Below are 21,503 nucleotides of genomic sequence, written 5' to 3'. Positions count from 1 at the left end.
GCGTCCCCTCACCCCATTGCGGCCAAGGCGTCGCCGAGCTCGCCTCGACAGACGTCGAGGTTGTGCCAATTGCGGACATCCTGATCGCGGTACAGTGAACCAACAGGTTGATTTATCTCAAGACTGCATTCGCAACGCGAGCTAGCTTATCTTCGCAAGGCAGCGATACGTCCGGACAATCGGGAGGTAGAGCATGTACCGGCACATTCTCATTCCGACAGATGGGTCTCAGCTAGCGGAGCGTGGGGTGGCGCACGGATTGGCGCTGGCGAAATCCCTTGGAGCCACCGTATCCTTCATCTTCGTTGTGGAACCATTTTCCGAAGTATCAGGCCGGTTCCTCGAAGCAGTCGCAACATACGCCGAGTTGCGCAAGGAACAGGCCGCGAGCGTATTGGACGGCGCGGCAAAAGCGGCCAGGACGGCCGGGGTTTCCTGCGAGACGATTCAAGCGGAGAGCGGGCAACCCCATCAGGCCATCATCGCAGCAGCCACGGACAAAGGCTGCGATCTCATCGTCATGTCGTCGCATGGGCGCAGCGGGCTTGCCGCGCTTCTCATCGGGAGCGTGACGAACAAGGTGCTGACGCACGCACAGATCCCCGTCCTGGTCTGTCCATGAATGTGAGCCCCCTGTTGAAGTCAGACCACCGCACCGAGAGATGGCGACAGGGTCGTCCGGAAAGGGAGCCTCCAAATGTACACCCGGATTCTCTTAAGCACGGACGGATCGGACGTCGCAAGAAACGGCATTAAGCATGGGATTGCTTTGGCAAAGGCCTTGAAGGCCAAGGTGACGGTCATCGCCGTGACGGAATCACTGCCAATCGACTACGGGAGCGGACACGCCTCGGGATGGATACCGTCGCAGCAGGAAATCGATAGCTTCGATGCGGCCTGCAAGGAACGTGCGGGCAAAATCCTCGACGAAGCGCGGGCCATGGCAGAGCAAGCCGGGATATCCGCAGAACTCTTGCACGTTTCGAATGCGCACCCGGCCACCGCGATTATCGAAACAGCAAAGTCGGGAGGCTGCGACTTGATCGTCATGGGCTCTCATGGACGCCGCGGTCTCAAGAAGTTATTCCTGGGGAGTCAAACATCGGAGGTCTTGGCCGACGGAAGCGTGCCGGTGCTGGTCGTACACTAGCGAAAGGAAACGGTAGCGCAGGCTTGGCGAAAGCCGGCTTCCAGCGCGCGGAGCCAAGTCACGCCGCCCGGCATTCTTGCTCGATAGGCTCATCCTGCTTCCCTGATTTTTTTGTCGTTGTTGCTTGCGCTCAATTCCGCCCACAGGCGGGAGCGCACGCCTTCATTGAGCGGCACAACATGGAACGGCTGACCGAAGATGGCGAGCGGCTCCTGAGGCAGCTCGAACCGAGGCCAGGCTTCCGCAACATCGGGTTCACCCACCGTGACGAAGCGCAGCAAGCTCGTCTGGAACCGCGCGGCGACATCGATGTCGGCGGGCGTCATTGGCCCGCCCCTCCGCTTCAGGATCGGGCGATCGATGAAATCAGGCAGATGCGCCCAGAGGCAGGCATTATCCGCGCCGTGGGTCGGCCCCTGCGACAGGAACGGCTCCAGTGCCGGGCGATGGTCGAACCGGCTTAGCCACACCGCGCCGCCGGCAGCGGCGTGAAGCCGCGCGAGGTCGGCCATCGGGCGGTGCCAGAATGCATCCGACAGCAGCGCCTCGTACGGATCCTCGTCGGGACGCGCGGTGGCGCGGTAGTAGGACAGCAGGCGTCCCCAGCCGGCATCACCGAAGGCGGCACGCACCTGCCGCTCGGTGGTGCGGATCATCGCGGCGGGCGGCGTGCTCTTCAGGAACATCACCATCTCGTCGCGGCAGGAGCCGAGCCAAAGCGGAACGTCGCGCAAGCTTCCGTCGGCGAAGACGTCGCGCGGCTCGCGCGCGATCACGATACCGTCGAGCACCGGGCCGAACACGATTCCTGACTCGGTCTCATCAGCGACCCTACGGCCGATCCGCTCTACTGCCGTAAAGAGTTTTGGCAGCGGCACGGACCTGATCGCGGCCGGATCGCGCGCCAACTCGAGCTCGTCGAGCACGCGGCGTGCGACCTCGTCGGCATGATCGGCGCTCATGATGGTCCGCCCGGGCGCGCTGAGCGCGAGCGCACGGCTGAACTTGCCCCTCGCCTGCGGCAGCGTTGCGAGCGCAATGACCATGGACGCGCCGGCCGACTGCCCGGACAGAGTAATGGCGTCCGGATCGCCGCCGAAATTCGCGATGTTGGCATGTACCCAATCGAGCGCGGCGAGCGCGTCCGAGAGCGCGAGGTTGTTCGCCTCGCCCAGGCCATGGCGATGCAGTTGCAGGAAGCCGAGCGGGCCAAGCCGGTAGTTGATCGTGACGATCACCGCCGGGCCATGCTTGGCGAGGAAGGCGCCGTCATAATCGGCACCGCCGCCGGTGACGAAGGCACCGCCATGAATGAAGACCATCACCGGCAGCGGCCGATCCACCCCTGCCGGCGTCCAGATGTTCAGGCTGAGACAGGACTCCTCATCTGCCTGCTCGATGTGACCGGGCTGCGGCGCGAATGCGCCGTAGCCGGTGCAGCGTCGCGGCTCCGTCCACGCAGGCGGCGGCGTTGCCTTGGCAAAGCGCCGCGCGGTTGCGAACGGCACGCCCTTGAAGGTACGCACGGCCCCCTGCTTGGCCCCAATGACGGGACCGTTCGCGGTCGGGACTGCATTGGTCAGCATGCGATGCCCTGTCCTTCTCAAGTGCGCCGCTTGCCGAGATCGGCGATGTCGACGGTGTGGGTTTCGCGCGCGGTCGCTGCAGCCGCGGCCGAGATCACGCAGCAGCAGGCCACGAAGATCGCGACGGGAATCCACCCCTGAGGCCCTTCTCCGACGAGGCTCGCGCTCACCAGCGGCGTGAAGCCGGCGGCGAGGAAGCCGAGCTGGGTGCCGATCGCGGTGCCGGAATAGCGCACGCGCGCCTCGAACATCTCCGCGTAGAACGACGGCCAGATCGCGTTCGGCGCGGCATAGACCACGCCGGACAGGATCATTGCAGCGGCGAAGATCGCGATCGTGTTGCCCGAGGTCACCAGCATGAAGTAGGGGAACAGCAGCACGGCGCAGCCGAGCACGCCGCCGATGAACACCGGCTTGCGGCCGATCTTGTCCGCGAGCAGGGCCCACAGCGGCTGGGTGATCAGCGCGGTGACATTGCCGAGCACGCCGGCCCACAGCATGGTCGGACGCGCGACGCCAAACTTGGTGGTGGCATAGCCGAGGGCGAACACGGCGGTCATGGTGCTGACGGTGGCGATCAGCGCGCAGACGATGACGCGAAGCACATCGGGCCAGTAGTCGCGCAGCAGCGCGACGACGGGGAAACGCGCCACCTGCGCCTTGTCCTTGATGTCCTCGAACACGGGCGTTTCCGGCATGGTCCGCCGCACCAGATAGGCGACGACCAGCACGAAGAACGAGAGCAGGAACGGGATGCGCCAGCCCCAGCTCAAGAGCTGGTCTTCGGGCAGGCTCGACACCGGAATGAACACCAGCGTCGCCAGGATCGCGCCGGCCTGGGTGCCGCTCAGCGTCCAGCTCGTGAAGAAGGCGCGGTTGGAGTTGGCGGAATGCTCCAGCGTCAGCGAGTTCGCCCCGCTCTGCTCGCCGGCGGCCGACAGGCCCTGCAACAGGCGCAGCAGCGTCAGGATGACAGGCGCGGCGTTGCCGATCGATTTCGCGTCAGGCAACAGCCCGATCGCGAGCGTCGAGCCACCCATCAAGACCAGCGTGAACAGCAGCACCGTCTTGCGCCCGATGCGGTCACCGAAATGACCGAGGATGACGGCACCGACGGGCCGCGCGATATAACCGATGCCGAAGCTCAGGAGCGCAAGCAGCGTTGCTGTGCCGGGATCGACATTGGCGAAGAACACTTTTGGGAAGATCAGCGCCGCCGCGGTGCCGTAGATGAAGAAGTCGTAGTATTCGAGCATGCTGCCGACGAAGCTGACCAGCGCGGCGCGCTTGGGCAGCTTGTTTTGCGCGGCTTCCGCGCCGGATGACGCTTGCAGCGATGCGGTTGACATCAACGTCATGAAATTCCTCCCCATGTGCGAGGTGCGGTGCTCGTCAGGGCGTCCGCCCCGCGCGCATTTTGCGGTTCTGGTTGCCGCAACCTTGGTTTCAATTCACAATGTACGAACTAGTACGTTTATGCAATAGGCGTTGGATCGATCGCCGAAGCGGCGAAATTTGCCTTCACCTTCAAGGCGATCCATGGAAACTGGCGGGAGAAACAGCAATGCTCGAGCGCATGCCGCCCCCATCGAAGCGCACCAACGACCCCGAGCGCACCAAGCGCGACATCCTCGAAGTGGCGATGGCCGAATTCGCCTCGGAGGGCTATTCCGGCGCCCGCGTCGATGCGATTGCGGCGCGAACGCGCACGTCCAAGCGCATGATCTATTACTATTTCGGCGGCAAGGAGCAGCTCTACCTCGCGGTGCTGGAGGAGGCCTATCGCAGCATCCGCGCGCTGGAGGACCAGCTCGACATCGAAAGCTGCGACGCCCGCGAGGGCCTGCGCCGCCTGATCGAGGCGACCTTCGACCATGACGAGCGCAACCCGAACTTCATCCGCCTCGTCTCAATCGAGAACATCCATCACGGCAAGCACCTGAAGCAGAACCTGCAGTTGCGTCAGCTCAACGCCAGCGTGATCGCGACCCTCGACGGCATCCTCAAGCGCGGCCGCAGCGAGGGCGTCTTCCGCAACGACGTCGACGCCATCGACCTGCACCTCGCCATCTCCTCCTACTGCTTCTTCCGCGTCGCCAACCGCCACACGTTCGGGGCGCTGTTCGATCGTGACCTCAGCGAGCCGAAGGTACTGGCGAAGAGCCGGGCGCAGATCGTGGAGATGATCTTGGCGTGGTTGGGGGCGAAGTAAGCGCCGACGGAACTATCAGCTCCGTCATCCTGAGGTGCGAGTGGTGCGATGCGCACAGCATCGCACCGGGAGCCTCGAAGGATGCACGGCCGAGATGGTACAGCGGGGCCGTCGCCCTTCGAGGGCCGCTGAAGAAGCGGCCACCTCAGGGTGACGGTGATGGATTGGCGCTTGCTACGCCACGTCTCAATGAGAGCCCCCTCATCCACCCTTCGTCTGCCGCGTGCTCGCCAGCAGCACCAGCATGAACGACGCCGCCGTCATCAGCGTCGAGATCGCGGCGATGGTGGGATCGATCTCGTCGCGGAGCGCGGTGAACATGCGCTTGGTCAGCGGCTGGTACTGGCCGCCGGAGATGAACAGCGCGACGATGGTCTCGTCCATCGCCGAGATGAAGGCGAAGATGCCGCCGGCGACCACGCTGGATTTGATCTGCGGCAGCGTCACCGCGAAGAAACTGCGCAGGCGGTTCATGCCGAGGCTGCGCGCCACCATCTCCTGGGCGGGATCGAAGCTCTGCAGGCCGGCCAGCACGGAGATGACGACATAGGGCAGGCCCAGCATCACGTTCGCCAGCACGAGGCCGGGCATGGTCGCGACCAGGCCGACCTTGGCATAGACGAAGAAGATGCCGACCGCGGTGATGATGATCGGCACCACCAGCGGCAGCAGCAGCGCCATGTGGATGAGGCGCATGATCCGCAGCTTGGACTGGCTGATGGCGTAGGCGGCGGCCACACCGAACGGCGTCGCGATCAGGACGGTGAGGAGCGCGACCGTCAGCGTCACCCTCGTGGCCTGCATCCAGGCGGGATTTGAGAAATATTGCTCGTACCAGCGCAGCGAGAAGGACGGCGGCGGGAAGGTCAAAAAGCGCGCGCTGGAGAACGAGATCGGCGCGATGATCAGCACGGGCAAGATCAGATAGACCAGCACCAGCGCGCCGATGACGTAGAGGGCCATTCGTGCGGGCGAGGTGCGCATCATTTCTGCCCCAACACGCGATCGAGCGAGATGAAGCGGCTGACGACGAAGAAGATCGCGAGCACGCTCAGGAGCAGCACCACGGCAACCGCGCTCGCAGCTCCGAACTGGTTGTAGAGCTCGACATTGCGGCTCACCAGCATCGACACCATCACGGTGCGGCCGCCGCCGAGCAGCTCCGGCGTGATGTAGAAGCCGAGGCAGAGCACGAACACCATGGTGCAGCCGGCGAGCACGCCCGGCAGCGACAGCGGCAGGAACACGCGCATGAAGGTCAGCGAGGGGCTCGCACCCAGGCTGGCGCCGGCCTGCATCAGATCGTTCGGGATCTTCTGCATGGTGGCGTAGAGCGGCAGCACCATGAACGGCAGCAGGATGTGCACGGTCGCGACCACCGTGCCAAACGTATTGTGGACCAGCGCGAGCGGCTCGGAGATGACGTCGAGATAGCGCAAAAACTGATTGATCACGCCGGTGCGCTGCAGCAGCGCCAGCCAGGCATAGGCGCGGACCAGCACGCTGGTCCAGAACGGCAGCACGACCAGCGACAGGATCAGGATGCTCCACCCTTTCGGCACCGAATTGGCGAGATAGGCCACGGGATAGCCGAGCAGCAGCGCGATCACCGTCACCGCAAGGCTGATCTCGAAGGTCAGCGCAAAGCTGCGCCAGTAGACGTCTTCGGTGAAGACGCGGCGATAATTCTCCAGCGTGAAGCCGTCATGGTAGATCGACTGCCAGGCGAGCCAGCCGACCGGCAGCACGATCAGGGCCAGGATCACCAGCAGCGCCGGCGACACCAATGCCAGCATCAGGCCGTGCTCGCGGCGCTGATGCTTCTGGGAGGGATCTGGCACGGATGTCGTCAACGCTGCCTCGCTCACTTCTGCATGAACGACGCCCAGCGCTTCTCGGCGGCTTCGCCGGCCGGCGAGGACCACCAGGCGTAGGACATCAGCGCCTGCTTGGCCGCATTGGCCGGCTCGCTCGGCAACTGCGCGGCGCGCTCGGGCTTGATCACGCCCGTCTCGAACGCCCTGGGGTTGCCCGGACCATAATCGATGTGCAGCGGCAGATTGGCCTGGTGCACGGGATCGACGGCCTCGTTGAGGAACCTCACGGCCGTCTCCAGGTTCGGCGCGCCCTTGAGGATGCAGAGCGAGGTGCTCTGCAGGATGCCCTGATTGTAGGTGAAGGAGACCTTGGCGCCCTCCTTCGCGACCGCGCTGACGCGACCGTTCCAGGCCATCTCCATGTCGACTTCGCCGTCATTGAGCAGCTGCGCCGACTGCGCGCCCGAGGTCCACCACACCGTGATGTGCGGCTTGATCTCTTCCAGCTTCCTAAAGGCGCGGTCGACGTCGAGAGGATACAGCTTGTCGGGCGCGACACCGTCGGCCATCAGCGCGGCCTCGAGCGTCGCGAACGGGTGGTTACGCAGCGCGCGGCGGCCGGGGAATTTCTTGACGTCCCAGAAATCGGCCCAGCTGTTCGGCGCGTCCTTCGGGAAGGTCTTCTGGCTGTAGGACAGCACGCTGGAATAGAACTCGTAGGACACCGAATAGGGACTGCGATAGGCCTCCGGCATCGCCGCGCCGTTTGGAATCTTCGAGAAGTCGAGCTTCTCGATCAGCCCCTGCTCGCCGCCGCGCAGGCAGTTGCCGGTCGGGGTGTCGACGACATCCCAGATCGGCTTGCCGCTGCCGACCTGCGTCTTGATCGCGGGCCAGGCGTCGGGAATGGAGTCCTGGTTGATGGTGATGCCGAGCTTCTTGGCGGAGGGATCGAGGATCGCCGCCGTCTGCGCCTGCTGATAGGCGCCGCCCTGCGAGACGAAGGTGATCTGCTCGGCGGCATCAGCCGCACTGGTCAATCCGATTGCGCCCAGCAGCGCGCAGCCCAGTCCGAAATTGCGCTTCATCGTCATCCTCACCTCCTCCAATGATCTCACTGACCGATCGCATCGAGAAACTGGTACCAGCCGGCGACCATGCGCACGGCGGGCTCACGCAGCGGATAGAACGGTATAGCCTTCATGCGCCGCGCATCGAGCAGGCCGACGTCGGGCGTCTCGCCGCGTACGAAGGCGGCGAGATAACGGCCCATCAGGCTCGACATCGCAACGCCGGCGCCGTTGTAGCCGACCGAGAACAGCGTGCGATCGTCGAGCCGGCCGATATGCGGCACCGAATCCAGCGTCATCGCGACGAGGCCCGACCATTTGTATGCGAGCGGGACGTCGGCGAGATCGGGGAAGATGCCGACCATCGCCTTGCGCAAGGCATCGAATGCGGCTTGCGAATCCTGCTTGCCGAAGGCGCCGCGGCCGCCGAAGATCACGCGGTTGTCGACCATGCGGAACCAGCGCATCATGCGCTTGGTCTCGGTGTAAGTGCGCCCCGTCGGCATCAGCCGCCCTGCGAGATTGCGCGGCAGTTGTTCGGTCGCGACAATGGCGCTGCGGAACGGGATCAGCGTGCGCTGCAGATGCGCGGTCGCGCTGGTCAGGTCGGAATAGCTGTTGGTGGCGACGATCGCCTGTTTTGCGCGCACCGCGCCGCGCGGCGTTTCGGCAACGATGCCGTCCTTCTCGCGCCGCAACCGCACGACCGGCGACTGCTGGAAGATAGGGACACCGCGGCGCGCCACGCCGTCAGCGAGGCCGCGCAGATAGTTCAGCGGATGGATCCCGCCCGAGCCGGGATTGAGCACACCGCCCACAAAAATGTCGGAGCCGGTCTCATCGCGCACGCCGTTCTTGTCGAGAACGCGCACCTCGGCCGAGCCCATCTCGCGCGTCATCCAGTTGGCTTCGTCGATCGCGGCCTTCAGCGTCGTTTCGTTATGTGCGGCCTTGACCTGGCCGGTGCGCGTGAGGTTCGCACTCGTGATACCGAATTCGGAGACGAGCTCCTCGACCATGTCGGTCGATTCATGCGCGATCTCGTACATGCGCCGCGCCATGGCGCGGCCATGCGTGGCGTCGATCTCGCGGAACGACAGGCGGAATTTGGCGGTGATCACCCCGCCATTGCGCCCGCTCGCGCCCCAGCCGGGGCGGTTCGCTTCGAGCACGACGGGGCTGAGCCCGCTCCTCGCAATGTGGTGCGCGGCGGAGAGGCCGGTGTAGCCGGCGCCGATGATCACCACATCGGCCTGTTGCTCGCCCGACAGCACGGGATAGTCGCGCGCCGGCTCCGCCGTGGCTTCCCACAGCGAATCGACCGATGGTAGCGCGCGCCAGTCCCGTGTCATGCCACAGCTCTCCGTTACGCCGCCGGACCGATCGCAGCATCCGCGAGCGCCTTCAGGGTCGGGAAATGGAAATCCGGCTTGGTCAGCGTCTCCACCGCCGGCGTGCCGCCGAAACCGGCGATACCCTGGCGGCGCTCGATCCAGCACACCTTGTAGCCGAGCTTCCGCGCGATCCCGATGTCGTGATACTGGCTCTGCGCGACGTGCAGAATGTCGGACTGCTTGTAGCCGAAGGCCGACTGCCGCCCCTTGTTGTAGGCGAAGAATTCCGGGTTCGGCTTGGCAACGCCGGTGTCGTCGGCGCAGACGGTGTCGTCGAAGGGATTGCCGAGCGCATGCGCGTAGCACGAGAGCGCGACGCGATCGGCATTGGTCATCGCGACCAGACGGAACTTCGTGCGCAGGCGCTTGAGCGCCTCGACGGAATCGGAGAACGGGCCCCAGCGCAACACAGCAAGCTGGAACACGTCGCAGGAGGCGTCATCCGCCGGCAGCCCGAGCTCCTTGGCAAGGTAGCGGTAAACATGAAACATCACCTCGCTCGAGCGCTCGTAATGCTTGTCGCGGCCGCGCTTGTAGGATTCGAAAATCTTGTCGTCGCTGAGCTCCGCCGGCGTCTTGCCCGATATCTTGCGCACCGCAGAGAGCACGCCGGTCTCGAAATCGATCAAGGTGCCGACGACGTCGAAGGTGAGGACCTTGAAATTGCTGAACGCGGCTTGGGTCGACATATCGTTTCTTCTCTCGGGTTGGATGAGGCTGAAGTTCAGTCCCCCACCCTGGGGACGACAATGGTGTCCTCGGGGTGGAGCGTGACCGTGAGGCTGCCGCCGAGCGGCGGAATGCGGTGATAGGCCTGGTGGTAGCTCGGCTGGCGCAGGCTGAGCGCGATGCCGTCGGCAAGCGCCAGGAAAATGCGCAGGCTCTCGCCCTGGTAGACGATGTCGGTGACCGTTCCGGTCAGCCGGTTGCAGGCGGCATCCTGCGCGCCGTCGTCGATCAGCAGCTTTTCGCTGTGCACGGCCAGCATCAGGGCATCGCCATCGGGAATGGCGCGGGCGCTTCGCAGCAAGGCATTGCCGAGCGCAACGCTGGAGGCATCGACCCGGCGGACGGGCAGCATGGTGGCTTCACCGATGAAGCTGGCGACGAAGGAATCGGCCGGATGATCGTGCAGCCGCGCCGGCTCGTCGATCTGGACCAGCCGGCCGTCCTTCATGACGGCGACGCGGTCGCTCATGGTCAGCGCCTCGCGCTGGTCGTGGGTGACATAGATGATGGTGGCGCCGATACGCCTGTGCAGCGCCCGCAGCTCGATCTGCATGGATTCGCGCAGTTGCTTGTCGAGCGCGGAGAGCGGCTCGTCCATCAGGATCAGGCGCGGCTCGAAGATCATGGCGCGTGCGAGGGCCACGCGCTGGCGCTGGCCGCCGGAGAGCTGCGCGATGCCGCGCTCTTCATAGCCGGCAAGGCCGACCATGCTGAGCGCCGCGCGCACCTTGTCCGGCCAGGAGGATTTCGGCAGGCGCCGCGCACGCAGCGGAAAGGCGACGTTCTCGCCGACGCTCATATGCGGAAACAGCGCGTAGTTCTGGAACACCACGCCGATGTCGCGCTTGTGCGGCGGCATCCAGGTGACGTCGCGGCCACCGAAGAGAATTGTGCCTGACGTCGGCAGGATGAAGCCGCCCAAAATGCCGAGCAGCGTGGTCTTGCCGGAACCGGAGGGGCCGAGCAGCGAGACGAATTCACCGGCGCCGACATTGAGCGAAACGTCGTCGAGGGCGCGAACGGCGCCATAGGCCTTGCTGGCGGACCTGATCTCGACGCTTTCCGCTCGCTTGTCCAACGATCGACCTCGCCATGTCCCTGCGCTGGCCTGCCTCACTGCACGCCATAAGCCTGCTTTATAGACAGGGATTCTGGGTAGCCACGGCCGAAGCGTGCGCTGCACCAAATCTTCTCTCGAAGGCCCTGTCTTTGGGCTGTCATCTCAATGACACCAGACTTGCCAAAACTCGGCAATTGCCAAATTCTCACCGCGCTCATAACATGACGTTATGCCCGAGCTCCGCCGCATGCTGCCGTCCAGCAACGCCCTGTTCGTCTTCGACGCAGCGGCGCGCAACGGCAGCTTCACGGCGGCGGCCGCCGAATTGAACGTGACGCAGCCGGCGGTGAGCCGGATGCTCGGCCAGTTCGAGGAGCATCTCGGCGTTCGCCTGTTCGATCGCAAGGCGGGCCGCGCCGTGCTCACCGAGGAAGGCGAGCTGCTCTATCGCCGCGTGCTCGAAGGCTTCCGCAGCATCGAGAGCGGGCTCGTCGAGATCGAGCGGCGCCGCAAGGGCACCGAGACGGTGACGCTGTCGGTCTCCTCCGCCTTCACCACGCATTGGCTGATGCCGCGCATCGACAAGCTGCAGAAGCAGTTTCCGCAAGTAGACCTGCGCTTCCAGCTCATCTCCGGCGCGCTGCGCGGCCCGGTGGAGAATGTCGATCTCGGCATGCGCTTCCGCGATCGAGAAGAGCCCTCGTCCGGCGGCACGCTGATCATGAAGGAAGTGATGCTGCCGATGTGCAGTCCCGGCTATATCGGCCAGACCGACCCCGCCGAAGGCAACACCATCATCCGTCTCGCCGAGACGCCGGGCGACTGGGCCGCGGATTACGCATCGCTTCTCACCGGGCGTCGCGGCGCGGCCAAGGCGCTGAGCTTCACCGACTATGCCGTCGTGGTGCAGGCCGCCCTGCTCGGCCAGGGCATCGCGCTGGGCTGGCTGACGGTCGCCTCGCACTGGCTGCTCACCGGCGCGCTGGTGCCGGCCTCAGACACGCTCACCACCACGCGCCGCATCTGCGAATTCCTGCCGCCACGCAACCGCTTGATGCGCCCGATCGCCGCCGAGATCCGCGACTGGATCATCGCGCAGATGCACAGCGACATCGCCGCGATCGACCGGCTCTATCCGAAGCTCGGCGCGATGGACGCGTGTTATTAAGCAGGCGGTATTGGGGGAAGCCCTCCTCTCTCCACGTCATTGCGAGCGCAGCGAAGCAATCCAGAGTCTTTCCGCTGAGGGATTCTGGATTGCTTCGCTGCGCTCGCAATGACGATGTGGGTAGAGCTTTGGCCTCTACCGATGCTCGATCGCCCTGATCGCGCCGCGCAGCTCGGCGAGGCCGCGCAGGCGGCCGATCGCGGTGTAGCCCGGATTGGTGCGCTTGGTGGCGGCGAGATCGTCGAGCATGCGGTGGCCGTGATCGGGCCGGAACACGATTTTCTTATCCGGCGAACGCCGCGCGTTCTCCTTCAGCAGCGCCTTGAGCACCGCGACCATGTCGACGTCGCCGTCGAGATGATCGGACTCGTAGAACGACAGGCCGTCCGCCTCGCGCTTGGTCGCGCGCAGATGGGCGAACGCAATGCGCGGGCCGAAGCGTTCGGCCATGTCAGGCAGGTTGTTCTCCGCGCGCACGCCGAGCGAGCCCGTGCACAGGCAGATGCCGTTCGCCTTGGACGGCACGGCATCGAACAGCGCCTGATAATCGTCGGCGCTGGAGGCGATGCGCGGCAGGCCGAACAGCGGCCGCGGCGGATCGTCCGGGTGCAGCGTCAGGGAGACGCCGAGCTGCTCGGCGACCGGCGCGACACGCGCGAGGAATTCCGCGAGGTGCTGCCGCAGGATTTTCGGCGTGATGTCGCGATAGGTCTCGAGCCGGTCGCGGAATTGCGGGATCGTCATGGGTTCGGTGGTCGATCCCGGCAGCGCGCTGGCGATGACCATGACGAGATAGTCGATATCGGCCTGGCTCATCTGGTCGAACAATTTTTTCGCGCGTGCCTGCTGCTCGGGCGAATATTCCTGCACGGCCGCCGGGCGCTTCAGGATATGCAGCTCGAACGCAGCAAAGCGATCCTGGTCGAAGCGCATGGCGCGGGCGCCGTTCGGCAGCTCCCATTCGAGATCGGTGCGGCACCAGTCCACGACAGGCATGAAGTTGTAGCAGATGATCCTGATGCCGGAGGCGGCGACCGCCTCCAGGCTCGCGATCCACGCCTCGATCGACTTCGTCGCTTTCCCGCCCAGGCGCTTGACGTCGTCAGGGATCGGTATCGATTCCACCACCGACCAAGTCAGCTTTGAGCGGCCAGGCTGGCCGTTCTCGATGAAGTTCTTGCGCTCCTCGACTGCCTTGCGCGTCCAGGCCTCGCCGATCGGCACCTGATGCAGCGCCGAGACGATATCGCTCGCCCCGGCCTGCCTGACGTCATCGAGCGAAACGGGATCATCGGGCCCGTACCAGCGCCAGCCTTCGAGCATCATGTGCAATCTCCGATCAGTTCGCGGTCAGCACGACCTTGACGCTCTGCGAGCGGTCGAGCGCCAGCCGCAGCGCATCGGGCGCGGTGGACAGCGGCCGCTCGGCGGTGACAAGCGACAGCACGTCGACGCTGCCGTTGCCGATCAGTTCCACCGCGGTCATGAACTCGAAGCCGAAGCGGAACGAACCGCGCAGGTCGATCTCCTTGGCCATCACGGCGTTCGACGGCGTCGGGATCTGGCCGCCGGGCAGATTGCCGATCTGCACCACGACGCCGCCACGCCGGACGATCCCGATCGCGCTGGCAAGGCCCGCAGCCGTGCCGGAGACCTCGAAGGCGACGTCATAGGGGCGTGCCGCGGCCTGCGCCTTCAGGCCCTCCTCGCCGGCGGAGACATTCTCGACATGCGAGGCGCCGAGCTTGGTCGCAAAGGCCAGCGGCGCCGGCGCGATGTCGGCCACCGTCACGTCGGCCATGCCGGCGCGATGTGCGGCGAGCATGGTCAGAAGCCCGATCGGGCCGGCACCGAAGATGATGCCGCGCTTGCCCTCGATGTTGCCGGCGCGCGCGACCGCGTGCAGACAGACCGCGAGCGGCTCGGCGAGCGCCGCGGCCTGGTAGGAGACGTGGTCCGGAATCTTCACGCACTGAGCCGGGACCGCGTCGAAGTAATTGGCGAAGCCGCCCTGCATGTGCGGCGTCTTCGACGCAGAGCCCATGAAGTAGATGTTCTCGCACAGGTTCGGCCGGCCCTCGCGGCAGGCGACGCAATGGCCGCACCAGCGCGACGGGTTGACGGCAACGCGGTCGCCGACCTTCAGATTGGCAGCGGCGCCGGAGATCTCCACGACCTCGCCCGAGATCTCGTGGCCCAGCACCAGCGGCGACTTCACCACGAAATCGCCGGTCCGGGCATGGCGGAAGTAGTGCATGTCCGAGCCGCAGATGCCGCCGGCGCCGAAGCGGATGCGGACCATGCCGGAGGCCAGTTTGTCGAGCGGATGCTCGATCATGCGCAGGTCTTCGGGGCCGAACAGGGTCGCGGCGAGAGCAGTCGAGGTCATTTGGAGAGTCCCATGTATTTAGGCAGCCAGAGGGTCAATTCGGGAATGTAGGTGATCGCGATCAGCGCGAGCATCAGCGGCACCAGCCAGGGCAGGATGGCGACCGTCGTGCGTTCGACCGAGAGTTTTGCGACGCGGGCGAGCACGAACAGCACCATGCCGAGCGGCGGATGCAACAGGCCGATCATCAGATTCAGCGTCATGATCAGGCCGAAATGGATCGGGTCGATGCCGAGCTTGAGCACGATCGGTAGCAGGATCGGCACCAGGATGGTGATCGCCGCCGTGGTGTCGATGAAGCAGCCGACGAACAGGATCAGCACGTTGGCGAGCGCCAGGAACACCCATTTGTTGTGGGTGATGCTGAGCATCCAGTCCGAGAGCATCTGCGCGGCCTGCGACACCGTCAGCAGCCAGGCGAAGATCGAGGCCGCCGTGACGATGAACAGCACCGAGGCCGTGGTCTCGATGGTGTCGAAGGTCGCCTTCGCCACCGTCTTCAAGGTCATGGTGCGGTAGCGGATGAGACCGAGGAACAGCGACCAGATCACCGCGGCGACCGCGGCTTCGGTCGGCGTGAACCAGCCGAGCGTCATGCCGCCGATCAGGATCACCGGCGCCATCAGCGCCATCACCGCCGAGAAATCGAAATACCAGTCGATCAGGAGCAGCGTGCCGAGACCGATGACGACAGCCATGTTCACCGACATGCCGGCAATCACCATCAGCCAGATCGCGAGCGGGAAAGCGAGCACGATGGCGATCTCGAGGCCGGCTGAGCCGAGCTGCGGCCAGGAGAACGGCGTGTCGCTGCCCCATTTGTTCTTGTGCGCGAAATAGGTGACGGTCGCCATCATCAGCAGCGTCATGACGATGCCGGGGATGACGCCGCCAAGGAACAGTGCGCCGATCGAGACGTTCGCCATCATGCCGTAGATCACGAAGGGCAGCGACGGCGGGATGATCGGCCCGAGCGTTGCGGACGCCGCGGTGACGCCGACCGAGAACTCGGTGGAGTAGCCATGGTCCTTCATCGCCTTGATCTCGATGGTGCCGAGGCCGGCGGCATCCGCGATCGCGGTGCCCGACATGCCGGAGAAGATCACCGAGCCGATGATGTTGACGTGGCCGAGACCGCCGCGCATCCAGCCGACCAGCGCGACCGCGAATTTGTAGATGCGCCCGGTGACGCCGGCGATGTTCATAAGATTGCCGGCCAGGATGAAGAACGGCACGGCGAGCAGCGGAAAGCTCTCGACGCCGGCGATCATGCGCTGCGCCAGCGTGACGTCGGGCGTCACGCCGCTGACCAGGATGTAGAGCAGCGACGACACGGCCATGGCGATCGCCACGGGAACGCCGAGCAGCATCAGGACGAGGAAGCCTCCAAGCAACAGCAACATGGGATTACCCTTCAAAACCGTCGTAGGCGCCGGGGCGTTCGAGGATCGAATAACCCTGTCGCAAATGTTGAATGGCCACCTGCACCGAGCGCACGAACATCAGCACGAAGCCCGCCAGCACGGCGTAATAGACGTAGTCCTTGCGCAGATTGATCGTGGTCATCGATTCATCGCCGATGATCTGGATGTAGACCCAGACCAGCTTGATGGCGTAGCCGAAGAAGGCGATCCGGATCAGGTCGATGATGGTCGACAACACACGCGCCACGAGGCGCGGCAGGTAGCGGTAGATCAGGTCGACCTGGATATGGCGCGACAGCCGCACGCACATCGAGGCGCCGATGAACACCACGCCGATCAGGCAGTAGGTCGCGATCTCCTCGGTCCAGGCATAGCTGTCGTTGAGCACGTAGCGGGTGAAAAACTGGAGGAAGACGGCAAGCGCCATCACCCAGAAGATCGCCAGCGCCACCCAGTCCTCGAAAGCGTAGACGCCGAGATCGACCTTGGGCGTCGCCTCCTCCTCGAAGGTGTGGGCGATCTCGTCCGCGGTGATCTGCCGGTGTATTTCGGCGGTCGACATGGGTGTGCTCCTCAAACCTCTCTCACGTCGTTCCGGGGCGACGCTTCAGCGTCGAACCCGGAACCTCGAGATTCCGGATTCTCGCTTCGCGAGCCCCGGAATGACAGTCACTGCTATTTGACGTCCTGGATCCGTTCCCAGTCGGCCTTGCGGTAACCGAACGTCTCGAACGCAACGTTCTTCAGCACGGTGTCGCGGAACTCGTTCTTGTCGACCTCGGTCACGGTCAGGCCCTTCTCCTTGAAGAAGGCGACCAGCTTGGCCTCGTTCTGCTTGATCTCGCCGGTCGCCTTGGCGGCGGCCTCCTGGGCGACGTCGGTGAAGATCTTCTTGTCCTCGTCGCTGAGCTTCTTCCAGAGCGCGCCCGCCACCACCGTGTTGAGGTGGTCGACGATATGGCCGGTCAGCACGATGTGCTTCTGCACCTCGTAGAACTTCTTGGCCTCGATCGTGGTCAGCGGGTTCTCCTGGGCCTCGACGGTGCCGTTCTGGAGCGCGAGATAGACTTCGGCGAACGCGATCGGTGCGGTGTTGGCGCCGCAGGCGCGCGGCATTGCGAGGTAGGCCGGAACGTCGGGCACGCGCATCTTCAGGCCCTTGAGGTCGGCGCAGCTCTTGATCGGCTTGTTCGACGAGGTCTGGCGCACGCCGTAATAAGTCACCGCGACGATGTGGTGGCCGCTCTTGTCCTCATAGCCCTTGGCGAGCTCCTTGAAGATGTCGCTCTTGGTGTAGGCGAGGAGATGGTCCGAGTCGCGGAATGTGTAGGGATAATAGGTCACGCCGATCGGCGCGAAGCTCTTGGCCGCGAAGCTCGAGCCGGAGATGATGATGTCGACCGAGCCGAGCGAGAGGCCCTGGTTGATGTCGGCTTCCTTGCCGAGCTGCGAGGCCGGATAGACGTCGACGGTGTAGCGCCCGTTGGTGCGCTTGCCGATCTCCTGCGCGGCCCAGACCGAGGCGGTGTGGAACGGCTCCGAGGTCTCGTAGACATGGGCCCATTTGAGCTTGGTCTGCGCCATGCCGGCATGGGTGGTGGCAATCATCGCCGCGGCGGAGACCGCGAGCATCATCGTCATCTTCTTCAACACTGACTTTTCCTCCATCGTTCAAGTCTGTTTCTTGTTCGCCCGCCCCGAACCGGGTGCGGGCCGCCCAATCTCATCGCCGTCGCGCGCTGCTGCTCTTGGCGCGTTCTTTGGCCTGCTTCTTCGAGGCCCGCGCTGGTTTTGCCGGCTTTGCCGCCGATCGCGCCGTCCGGCTCCGGGCCGGCGACGATCCGGCCGCGGTCTCGGCGCCAAAATTCTGGGCGAAGCGCTCCTGCGAGCGCGCCAGGTGTTTTCGCATGGCATCGCGCGCGGCTTCGGGATCGTGTGCCACGATCGCATCGCGCACGGCGCGATGCTCGTCGAGCGCGGTACGCCACGTGCCCGGACTCTCGAAATAGTGCGCGAGCTGCGCGAAATAGGGATTGAGACGCTGGTCGAACAGCTCGCCGACCACGCGCACCAGCACGGCATTGCCGAGGCTTCCGGCGATCGCGACGTGGAACGCGCGGTCGTGGACCATCGAGGCCTCGCCGGGATGCTCGACGTTCTCCATCGCGACAAGCGACGCATCGATGCGGACGATATCGTCCTTCGTCGCGACGCGCGCGGCCTGTTCGGCAATGGCGCTTTCCAGGAATTCGCGGGCGCGCAGCAGCTCGAACGGCCCCTCGATGACAGCAGCGGCTGCGGGCGCCGCAACGGCGGCAGGCTCGATCACATAGATGCCGGAGCCGACGCGGATGCGGAGGCGGCCTTCGACCTCGAGCGCGATCAGGGCTTCGCGCACCGTCGGCCGCGACACCTTGAGCTGCTCGGCGAGCTCGCGCTCGGTCGGCAAGCGGCTGCCGACCGCGTACTCGCCGCTGTCGATCAGGCTTCGCAATTGATCGGCGACCTGGCGATAAAGCCGTCTCGCCTCCACAGCTTCCAGCGGCACGCTGGTCCTCCCGGAAGGGTCGCGCGGGGTCGTCGAAACCCGCGGCCCGCCAATTTTTGGAAAATTGGTCTTACCAATTGACCGGAGCATTGACCTGATACGGGCGCCATGTCAAGCAGCGGCAAAGCAATGGGGAGACGTCCATGCGGCTTAATTCAGAGCGTCTTGGCCGCGCCAATCTTGACCGGCTGCCAGCTGGCATCCGCCGCCCGGCCTATGACCGCTCGCGCGTCACGCCCGGCATCGTGCATCTCGGCCTCGGGGCCTTTCACCGCGCGCATCAGGCCGTCGTCATCGACGATTGCCTTGCCGCTGGCGCTACGGCTTGGGGCTTCGTCGGCGCGAGCCTGCGCAGCCCGGATACGCGCGATGCCCTCGCCCCGCAGGATCACCTCTATACTGTTGCCGTCCGCGCCGCCGAAGGTACTGAGCACCGCGTCATCGGCGCCCTGCTCGACAGTGTCGTCGCGCGCGAGAAGCCGGCGGCGTTGGTCGATCGGATGGCCGATCCCGCCATCCGCATCGTCTCGCTGACCGTTACCGAGAAGGGCTATTGCCACACGCCGCAGACCGGCGATCTCGACGAGCGGCATCCTGATGTCGTGCACGACCTCAACAATATTGACGCGCCGCGCTCGGCGCCCGGCTTCATCGTGGCTGCGCTGGCGCGCCGGCGCGCACAGGGACTAGCGCCCTTCACCGTGCTGTGCTGCGACAACCTCGCCGCCAACGGTCACACCGTGCAGCGGATCGTGACGCAGTTCGCCGCGCTCCGCTCCAAGGATCTCGGCAAATGGATCGCGGATGCGGCCGCCTTTCCCTGCACCATGGTCGACCGCATCGTGCCGGAAACGACGGATGCCGACCGCGACGCGGTCTCGAACGCGCTGGGTTTTCACGACGCCTGGCCGGTCATGACCGAGCCGTTCACGCAATGGGTGGTGGAGGATCGCTTCACTGCGGGCCGGCCCGATCTTGCCGCCGCAGGCGTCGAGCTCGTCACCGACGTCAAGCCGTTCGAGCTGATGAAGCTGCGGCTGCTCAACGCCAGTCATTCCGCGCTCGCCTATCTCGGCTATCTCGCTGCTTACGAGACCATCGCCGACACCATGCGGGATCCGCACTTCGCGCGCCTCGCCGCGCGGGTGATGGAAGAGGCCGCGGTGACGCTGACGATGCCGGCTGGCACCGACCTCGCCGCCTACCGCGCCTCGCTGCTCAAGCGCTTCGCCAACCCTGCTTTGCATCATCGCACCTGGCAGATCGCGATGGACGGCTCGCAAAAGCTGCCGCAGCGTCTGCTCGGCGCGATGCAGGATCGCCTCGCCAGGGGCCTGCCGATCGCGACGCACGCGCTCGCGGTCGCCGGCTGGATGCGCTACGTCACTGCAACAGACGAGCAAGGCCGCGCCATCGACGTGCGCGACCCCCTCGCTGCCGAGTTCGCAAGCCTCGCGCGCGAGGCTGGTCCCGTGGCCGAGCGGCTTGCGCCGGCCCTGCTCGGGGTCGAGAAGGTGTTCGGACCGCTGGGCACCGAGCCGCGCCTGCGTGAGGCCGTCACCGCGGCGCTCGGCCGTCTCTATCAGGATGGCGCGCGGCGGGCGGTGGAGACGCTGGTTTCTGCCTGATCACAAAGCGGGCAGCGGCCCCTCGATGCTGCACTGCGGTCAAAATCGAACGCAAAATCAAACGCAAGTCGCGCTTGATTTTTGCCTGTCATTGCCTCACCCGAGAGGCATGGCAAAGGACAGCAAGGTCATCGCCGCGAACGCGGCCTTCTATGCCGCCTTCTCCACCGGCGACGTCGCCGGCATGGAACGGATGTGGGCGGACGACGACGGCATTTCCTGCATCCATCCCGGTTGGCCGGCCATCATCGGGCGCGCCACGGTGATCGGAAGCTGGCGCGACATCCTGCAAAACCCGCAGCGGCCGCAGATCGTCTGCGCCGAACCGCAGGCCATCGTCGACGGCGACAGCGCCCGCGTGCTCTGCATCGAGATCGTCGACGGCACCGCTTTGGCGGCTGCGAACCATTTTCGGCGCGTCGGCGACGGCTGGCGACTGGTGCATCACCAGTCGAGCCCGATCGCCCAGATTGTCGAGCAGGCTGAGGACGATAGAACGAGCCGCCGCGTCCACTGAACGGGGTGAGCACGCGGCCGTGACCTACTGTGCATGGGGTTGTTTTCCGACTTTTTTGTTGGCGGCCTCATCCAAGCCGCGACAGATCGTCCAGCACCACCCGCGCCGCGGTGAAGTCGTCATCCCCAAAGAACATGCTGCGGGTGATGAGAACGGGAATTCCGGCGCGCGAGGCTGCGATCAGGCCGTTGGCGGAATCCTCGATCGCGACGCAATCGGATGCATCGAGCTTCAGCCGCGCCAGAATCTCGAGATAGACGTCCGGCGCCGGCTTCTTGTGCCTGACATCGTCGCCGGCGACGATCGCCTCGAAGTCCGCGGCCCAGCGCTTGCCCAGCGCCTGCGACAGCAGCGCATCGATGTTGCCGTGCGACGTCGTGGTCGCGATCGCGAGCCGCTGACCGCGCGCCTTCGCCGCAGCAAGCAACTCCGCCACGCCCGGCCGCAACGGGCAGCAGCCGGTTTCGATCAGCTCTGCATAGTGCGCGGTCTTGATGCGGTGAAGCTCGGCGATGTCCGCATCCGACAATGCCGGGGCAATGCCCAGCCCTGTGTGGTAGGCGCGCATGCGCTCCTTGCCGCCGGTGACCCGCAGCAGGTCCTTGTAGACGGCGCGGTCCCATTGCCAGTCGAGACCGGCGCGGGCGAAGGCGTGGTTGAAAGCCTGCCGATGCAGTTCCTCGGTCTCGGCCAGCGTGCCGTCGACATCGAAGATTAGCGCGGCCGCGCGCAGGATCAGCTCGGCAGCGCCCACCGGCGCCAAAGCGAACGCTTCTGCCTGCATGATCGATGCCTCCCTGTGCCAGGCGAG

General features: G+C 65.2%; 21 protein-coding genes. 6 read left to right on the top strand and 15 right to left on the bottom strand.

Features of this window, described 5'->3' with window-relative positions:
- Positions 1–193: 193 nt before the first annotated feature.
- Both QA649_RS12850 and QA649_RS12845 read left to right on the top strand, forming a co-directional pair.
- The gene (locus QA649_RS12850) at positions 194–622 is read left to right on the top strand and encodes a universal stress protein (RefSeq protein WP_283024500.1); all 429 of its coding nucleotides are present in this window, start codon (positions 194–196) and stop codon (positions 620–622) included.
- 75 nt (positions 623–697) lie between these two features.
- Positions 698–1,150, top strand: a complete 453-nt coding sequence (locus QA649_RS12845) for a universal stress protein (RefSeq protein WP_283024499.1) — start codon at positions 698–700, stop codon at positions 1,148–1,150.
- 89 nt (positions 1,151–1,239) lie between these two features.
- Here QA649_RS12845 and QA649_RS12840 read toward each other — a convergent pair whose 3' ends face one another.
- Together QA649_RS12840 and QA649_RS12835 are read right to left on the bottom strand one after the other, a co-directional pair.
- Complete coding sequence (locus QA649_RS12840) at positions 1,240–2,736, bottom strand: carboxylesterase family protein (RefSeq protein WP_283024498.1); 1,497 nt, start codon at positions 2,734–2,736, stop codon at positions 1,240–1,242.
- 17 nt (positions 2,737–2,753) lie between these two features.
- Positions 2,754–4,094, bottom strand: a complete 1,341-nt coding sequence (locus tag QA649_RS12835) for an MFS transporter (protein WP_283024497.1) — start codon at positions 4,092–4,094, stop codon at positions 2,754–2,756.
- Between the two features lie 206 nt (positions 4,095–4,300).
- Between QA649_RS12835 and QA649_RS12830 the strand changes: the two genes are divergently transcribed.
- Complete coding sequence (locus QA649_RS12830; RefSeq protein ID WP_283024496.1) at positions 4,301–4,948, top strand: TetR/AcrR family transcriptional regulator; 648 nt, start codon at positions 4,301–4,303, stop codon at positions 4,946–4,948.
- 201 nt (positions 4,949–5,149) lie between these two features.
- Here QA649_RS12830 and QA649_RS12825 read toward each other — a convergent pair whose 3' ends face one another.
- The 6 genes from QA649_RS12825 to QA649_RS12800 all read right to left on the bottom strand — a co-directional run bounded on the left by QA649_RS12825 (position 5,150) and on the right by QA649_RS12800 (position 11,036).
- Positions 5,150–5,935 carry an ABC transporter permease gene (locus tag QA649_RS12825; RefSeq protein ID WP_283024495.1) on the bottom strand — a complete coding sequence of 262 codons (786 nt, stop codon included), beginning with the start codon at positions 5,933–5,935 and terminating at the stop codon, positions 5,150–5,152.
- Positions 5,932–6,744, bottom strand: coding sequence for an ABC transporter permease (locus QA649_RS12820; protein WP_211412278.1), 813 nt, complete (start codon positions 6,742–6,744; stop codon positions 5,932–5,934). Before QA649_RS12820 ends, QA649_RS12825 begins: the two co-directional genes overlap by 4 nt.
- Positions 6,745–6,812: 68 nt before the next feature.
- A complete protein-coding gene (locus QA649_RS12815) occupies positions 6,813–7,859 on the bottom strand; it encodes an ABC transporter substrate-binding protein (protein ID WP_283024494.1) in 1,047 nt (348 codons plus the stop codon).
- A 20-nt stretch (positions 7,860–7,879) separates the two neighbouring features.
- Complete coding sequence (locus tag QA649_RS12810; RefSeq protein WP_283024493.1) at positions 7,880–9,187, bottom strand: FAD-binding oxidoreductase; 1,308 nt, start codon at positions 9,185–9,187, stop codon at positions 7,880–7,882.
- 14 nt (positions 9,188–9,201) lie between these two features.
- A complete protein-coding gene (locus tag QA649_RS12805; RefSeq protein WP_283024492.1) occupies positions 9,202–9,918 on the bottom strand; it encodes an HAD family hydrolase in 717 nt (238 codons plus the stop codon).
- A gap of 35 nt (positions 9,919–9,953) precedes the next feature.
- On the bottom strand, positions 9,954–11,036 hold the full coding sequence (locus QA649_RS12800) for an ABC transporter ATP-binding protein (protein WP_283024491.1): 1,083 nt from the start codon (positions 11,034–11,036) through the stop codon (positions 9,954–9,956).
- A 211-nt stretch (positions 11,037–11,247) separates the two neighbouring features.
- Here QA649_RS12800 and QA649_RS12795 point away from each other — a divergent pair, with 211 nt between their 5' ends.
- A complete protein-coding gene (locus QA649_RS12795; protein ID WP_283024490.1) occupies positions 11,248–12,186 on the top strand; it encodes a LysR family transcriptional regulator in 939 nt (312 codons plus the stop codon).
- A gap of 135 nt (positions 12,187–12,321) precedes the next feature.
- Here the strand turns inward: QA649_RS12795 and uxuA are convergent, their stop codons facing one another.
- From uxuA to QA649_RS12765, 6 genes are all read right to left on the bottom strand, one after another.
- Entirely contained in the window at positions 12,322–13,512 is a 1,191-nt protein-coding gene (uxuA, locus tag QA649_RS12790; protein ID WP_283024489.1) for a mannonate dehydratase, read from the bottom strand.
- A gap of 13 nt (positions 13,513–13,525) precedes the next feature.
- Positions 13,526–14,575, bottom strand: coding sequence for an L-idonate 5-dehydrogenase (locus QA649_RS12785; protein ID WP_283024488.1), 1,050 nt, complete (start codon positions 14,573–14,575; stop codon positions 13,526–13,528).
- On the bottom strand, positions 14,572–15,978 hold the full coding sequence (locus QA649_RS12780; RefSeq protein ID WP_283024487.1) for a TRAP transporter large permease: 1,407 nt from the start codon (positions 15,976–15,978) through the stop codon (positions 14,572–14,574). Before QA649_RS12780 ends, QA649_RS12785 begins: the two co-directional genes overlap by 4 nt.
- 4 nt (positions 15,979–15,982) lie before the next feature.
- A complete protein-coding gene (locus QA649_RS12775; RefSeq protein WP_283024486.1) occupies positions 15,983–16,561 on the bottom strand; it encodes a TRAP transporter small permease in 579 nt (192 codons plus the stop codon).
- 113 nt (positions 16,562–16,674) lie between these two features.
- A complete protein-coding gene (locus QA649_RS12770) occupies positions 16,675–17,634 on the bottom strand; it encodes a sialic acid TRAP transporter substrate-binding protein SiaP (protein WP_283026022.1) in 960 nt (319 codons plus the stop codon).
- Positions 17,635–17,722: 88 nt separating this feature from the next.
- Positions 17,723–18,547, bottom strand: a complete 825-nt coding sequence (locus QA649_RS12765; protein WP_283024485.1) for a FadR/GntR family transcriptional regulator — start codon at positions 18,545–18,547, stop codon at positions 17,723–17,725.
- Between the two features lie 143 nt (positions 18,548–18,690).
- On the opposite strand from QA649_RS12765, the gene QA649_RS12760 reads away from it, so the two are divergent.
- A complete protein-coding gene (locus QA649_RS12760; protein ID WP_283024484.1) occupies positions 18,691–20,175 on the top strand; it encodes a mannitol dehydrogenase family protein in 1,485 nt (494 codons plus the stop codon).
- A gap of 109 nt (positions 20,176–20,284) precedes the next feature.
- Positions 20,285–20,692 (top strand): nuclear transport factor 2 family protein, encoded by a 408-nt coding sequence (locus QA649_RS12755; protein WP_018641213.1) that lies wholly within the window; start codon positions 20,285–20,287, stop codon positions 20,690–20,692.
- Between the two features lie 67 nt (positions 20,693–20,759).
- On the opposite strand, the gene QA649_RS12750 is transcribed toward QA649_RS12755, so the two are convergent.
- On the bottom strand, positions 20,760–21,476 hold the full coding sequence (locus QA649_RS12750; RefSeq protein ID WP_283024483.1) for an HAD family hydrolase: 717 nt from the start codon (positions 21,474–21,476) through the stop codon (positions 20,760–20,762).
- Between the last annotated feature and the right edge of the window lie 27 nt (positions 21,477–21,503).

Source organism: Bradyrhizobium sp. CB1717, assembly GCF_029714325.1.
Taxonomy (GTDB): domain Bacteria; phylum Pseudomonadota; class Alphaproteobacteria; order Rhizobiales; family Xanthobacteraceae; genus Bradyrhizobium.
The sequence above is the reverse complement of the archived record's forward strand: the minus strand, read 5'-3'. Positions and strand labels throughout refer to the sequence as shown.

What these genes read in the sequence shown, in the direction of transcription:
- QA649_RS12850 (WP_283024500.1), top strand. Translation starts at nt 194, where the DNA reads ATGTACCGGCACATTCTCATTCCGACAGATGGGTCTCAGCTAGCGGAG.
- QA649_RS12845 (WP_283024499.1), top strand. Translation starts at nt 698, where the DNA reads ATGTACACCCGGATTCTCTTAAGCACGGACGGATCGGACGTCGCAAGA.
- QA649_RS12840 (WP_283024498.1), bottom strand. Translation starts at nt 2,736, where the DNA reads ATGCTGACCAATGCAGTCCCGACCGCGAACGGTCCCGTCATTGGGGCC.
- QA649_RS12835 (WP_283024497.1), bottom strand. Translation starts at nt 4,094, where the DNA reads ATGACGTTGATGTCAACCGCATCGCTGCAAGCGTCATCCGGCGCGGAA.
- QA649_RS12830 (WP_283024496.1), top strand. Translation starts at nt 4,301, where the DNA reads ATGCTCGAGCGCATGCCGCCCCCATCGAAGCGCACCAACGACCCCGAG.
- QA649_RS12825 (WP_283024495.1), bottom strand. Translation starts at nt 5,935, where the DNA reads ATGATGCGCACCTCGCCCGCACGAATGGCCCTCTACGTCATCGGCGCG.
- QA649_RS12820 (WP_211412278.1), bottom strand. Translation starts at nt 6,744, where the DNA reads ATGCTGGCATTGGTGTCGCCGGCGCTGCTGGTGATCCTGGCCCTGATC.
- QA649_RS12815 (WP_283024494.1), bottom strand. Translation starts at nt 7,859, where the DNA reads ATGACGATGAAGCGCAATTTCGGACTGGGCTGCGCGCTGCTGGGCGCA.
- QA649_RS12810 (WP_283024493.1), bottom strand. Translation starts at nt 9,187, where the DNA reads ATGACACGGGACTGGCGCGCGCTACCATCGGTCGATTCGCTGTGGGAA.
- QA649_RS12805 (WP_283024492.1), bottom strand. Translation starts at nt 9,918, where the DNA reads ATGTCGACCCAAGCCGCGTTCAGCAATTTCAAGGTCCTCACCTTCGAC.
- QA649_RS12795 (WP_283024490.1), top strand. Translation starts at nt 11,248, where the DNA reads ATGCCCGAGCTCCGCCGCATGCTGCCGTCCAGCAACGCCCTGTTCGTC.
- uxuA (WP_283024489.1), bottom strand. Translation starts at nt 13,512, where the DNA reads ATGATGCTCGAAGGCTGGCGCTGGTACGGGCCCGATGATCCCGTTTCG.
- QA649_RS12785 (WP_283024488.1), bottom strand. Translation starts at nt 14,575, where the DNA reads ATGACCTCGACTGCTCTCGCCGCGACCCTGTTCGGCCCCGAAGACCTG.
- QA649_RS12780 (WP_283024487.1), bottom strand. Translation starts at nt 15,978, where the DNA reads ATGTTGCTGTTGCTTGGAGGCTTCCTCGTCCTGATGCTGCTCGGCGTT.
- QA649_RS12775 (WP_283024486.1), bottom strand. Translation starts at nt 16,561, where the DNA reads ATGTCGACCGCCGAAATACACCGGCAGATCACCGCGGACGAGATCGCC.
- QA649_RS12770 (WP_283026022.1), bottom strand. Translation starts at nt 17,634, where the DNA reads ATGATGCTCGCGGTCTCCGCCGCGGCGATGATTGCCACCACCCATGCC.
- QA649_RS12760 (WP_283024484.1), top strand. Translation starts at nt 18,691, where the DNA reads ATGCGGCTTAATTCAGAGCGTCTTGGCCGCGCCAATCTTGACCGGCTG.
- QA649_RS12755 (WP_018641213.1), top strand. Translation starts at nt 20,285, where the DNA reads ATGGCAAAGGACAGCAAGGTCATCGCCGCGAACGCGGCCTTCTATGCC.
- QA649_RS12750 (WP_283024483.1), bottom strand. Translation starts at nt 21,476, where the DNA reads ATGCAGGCAGAAGCGTTCGCTTTGGCGCCGGTGGGCGCTGCCGAGCTG.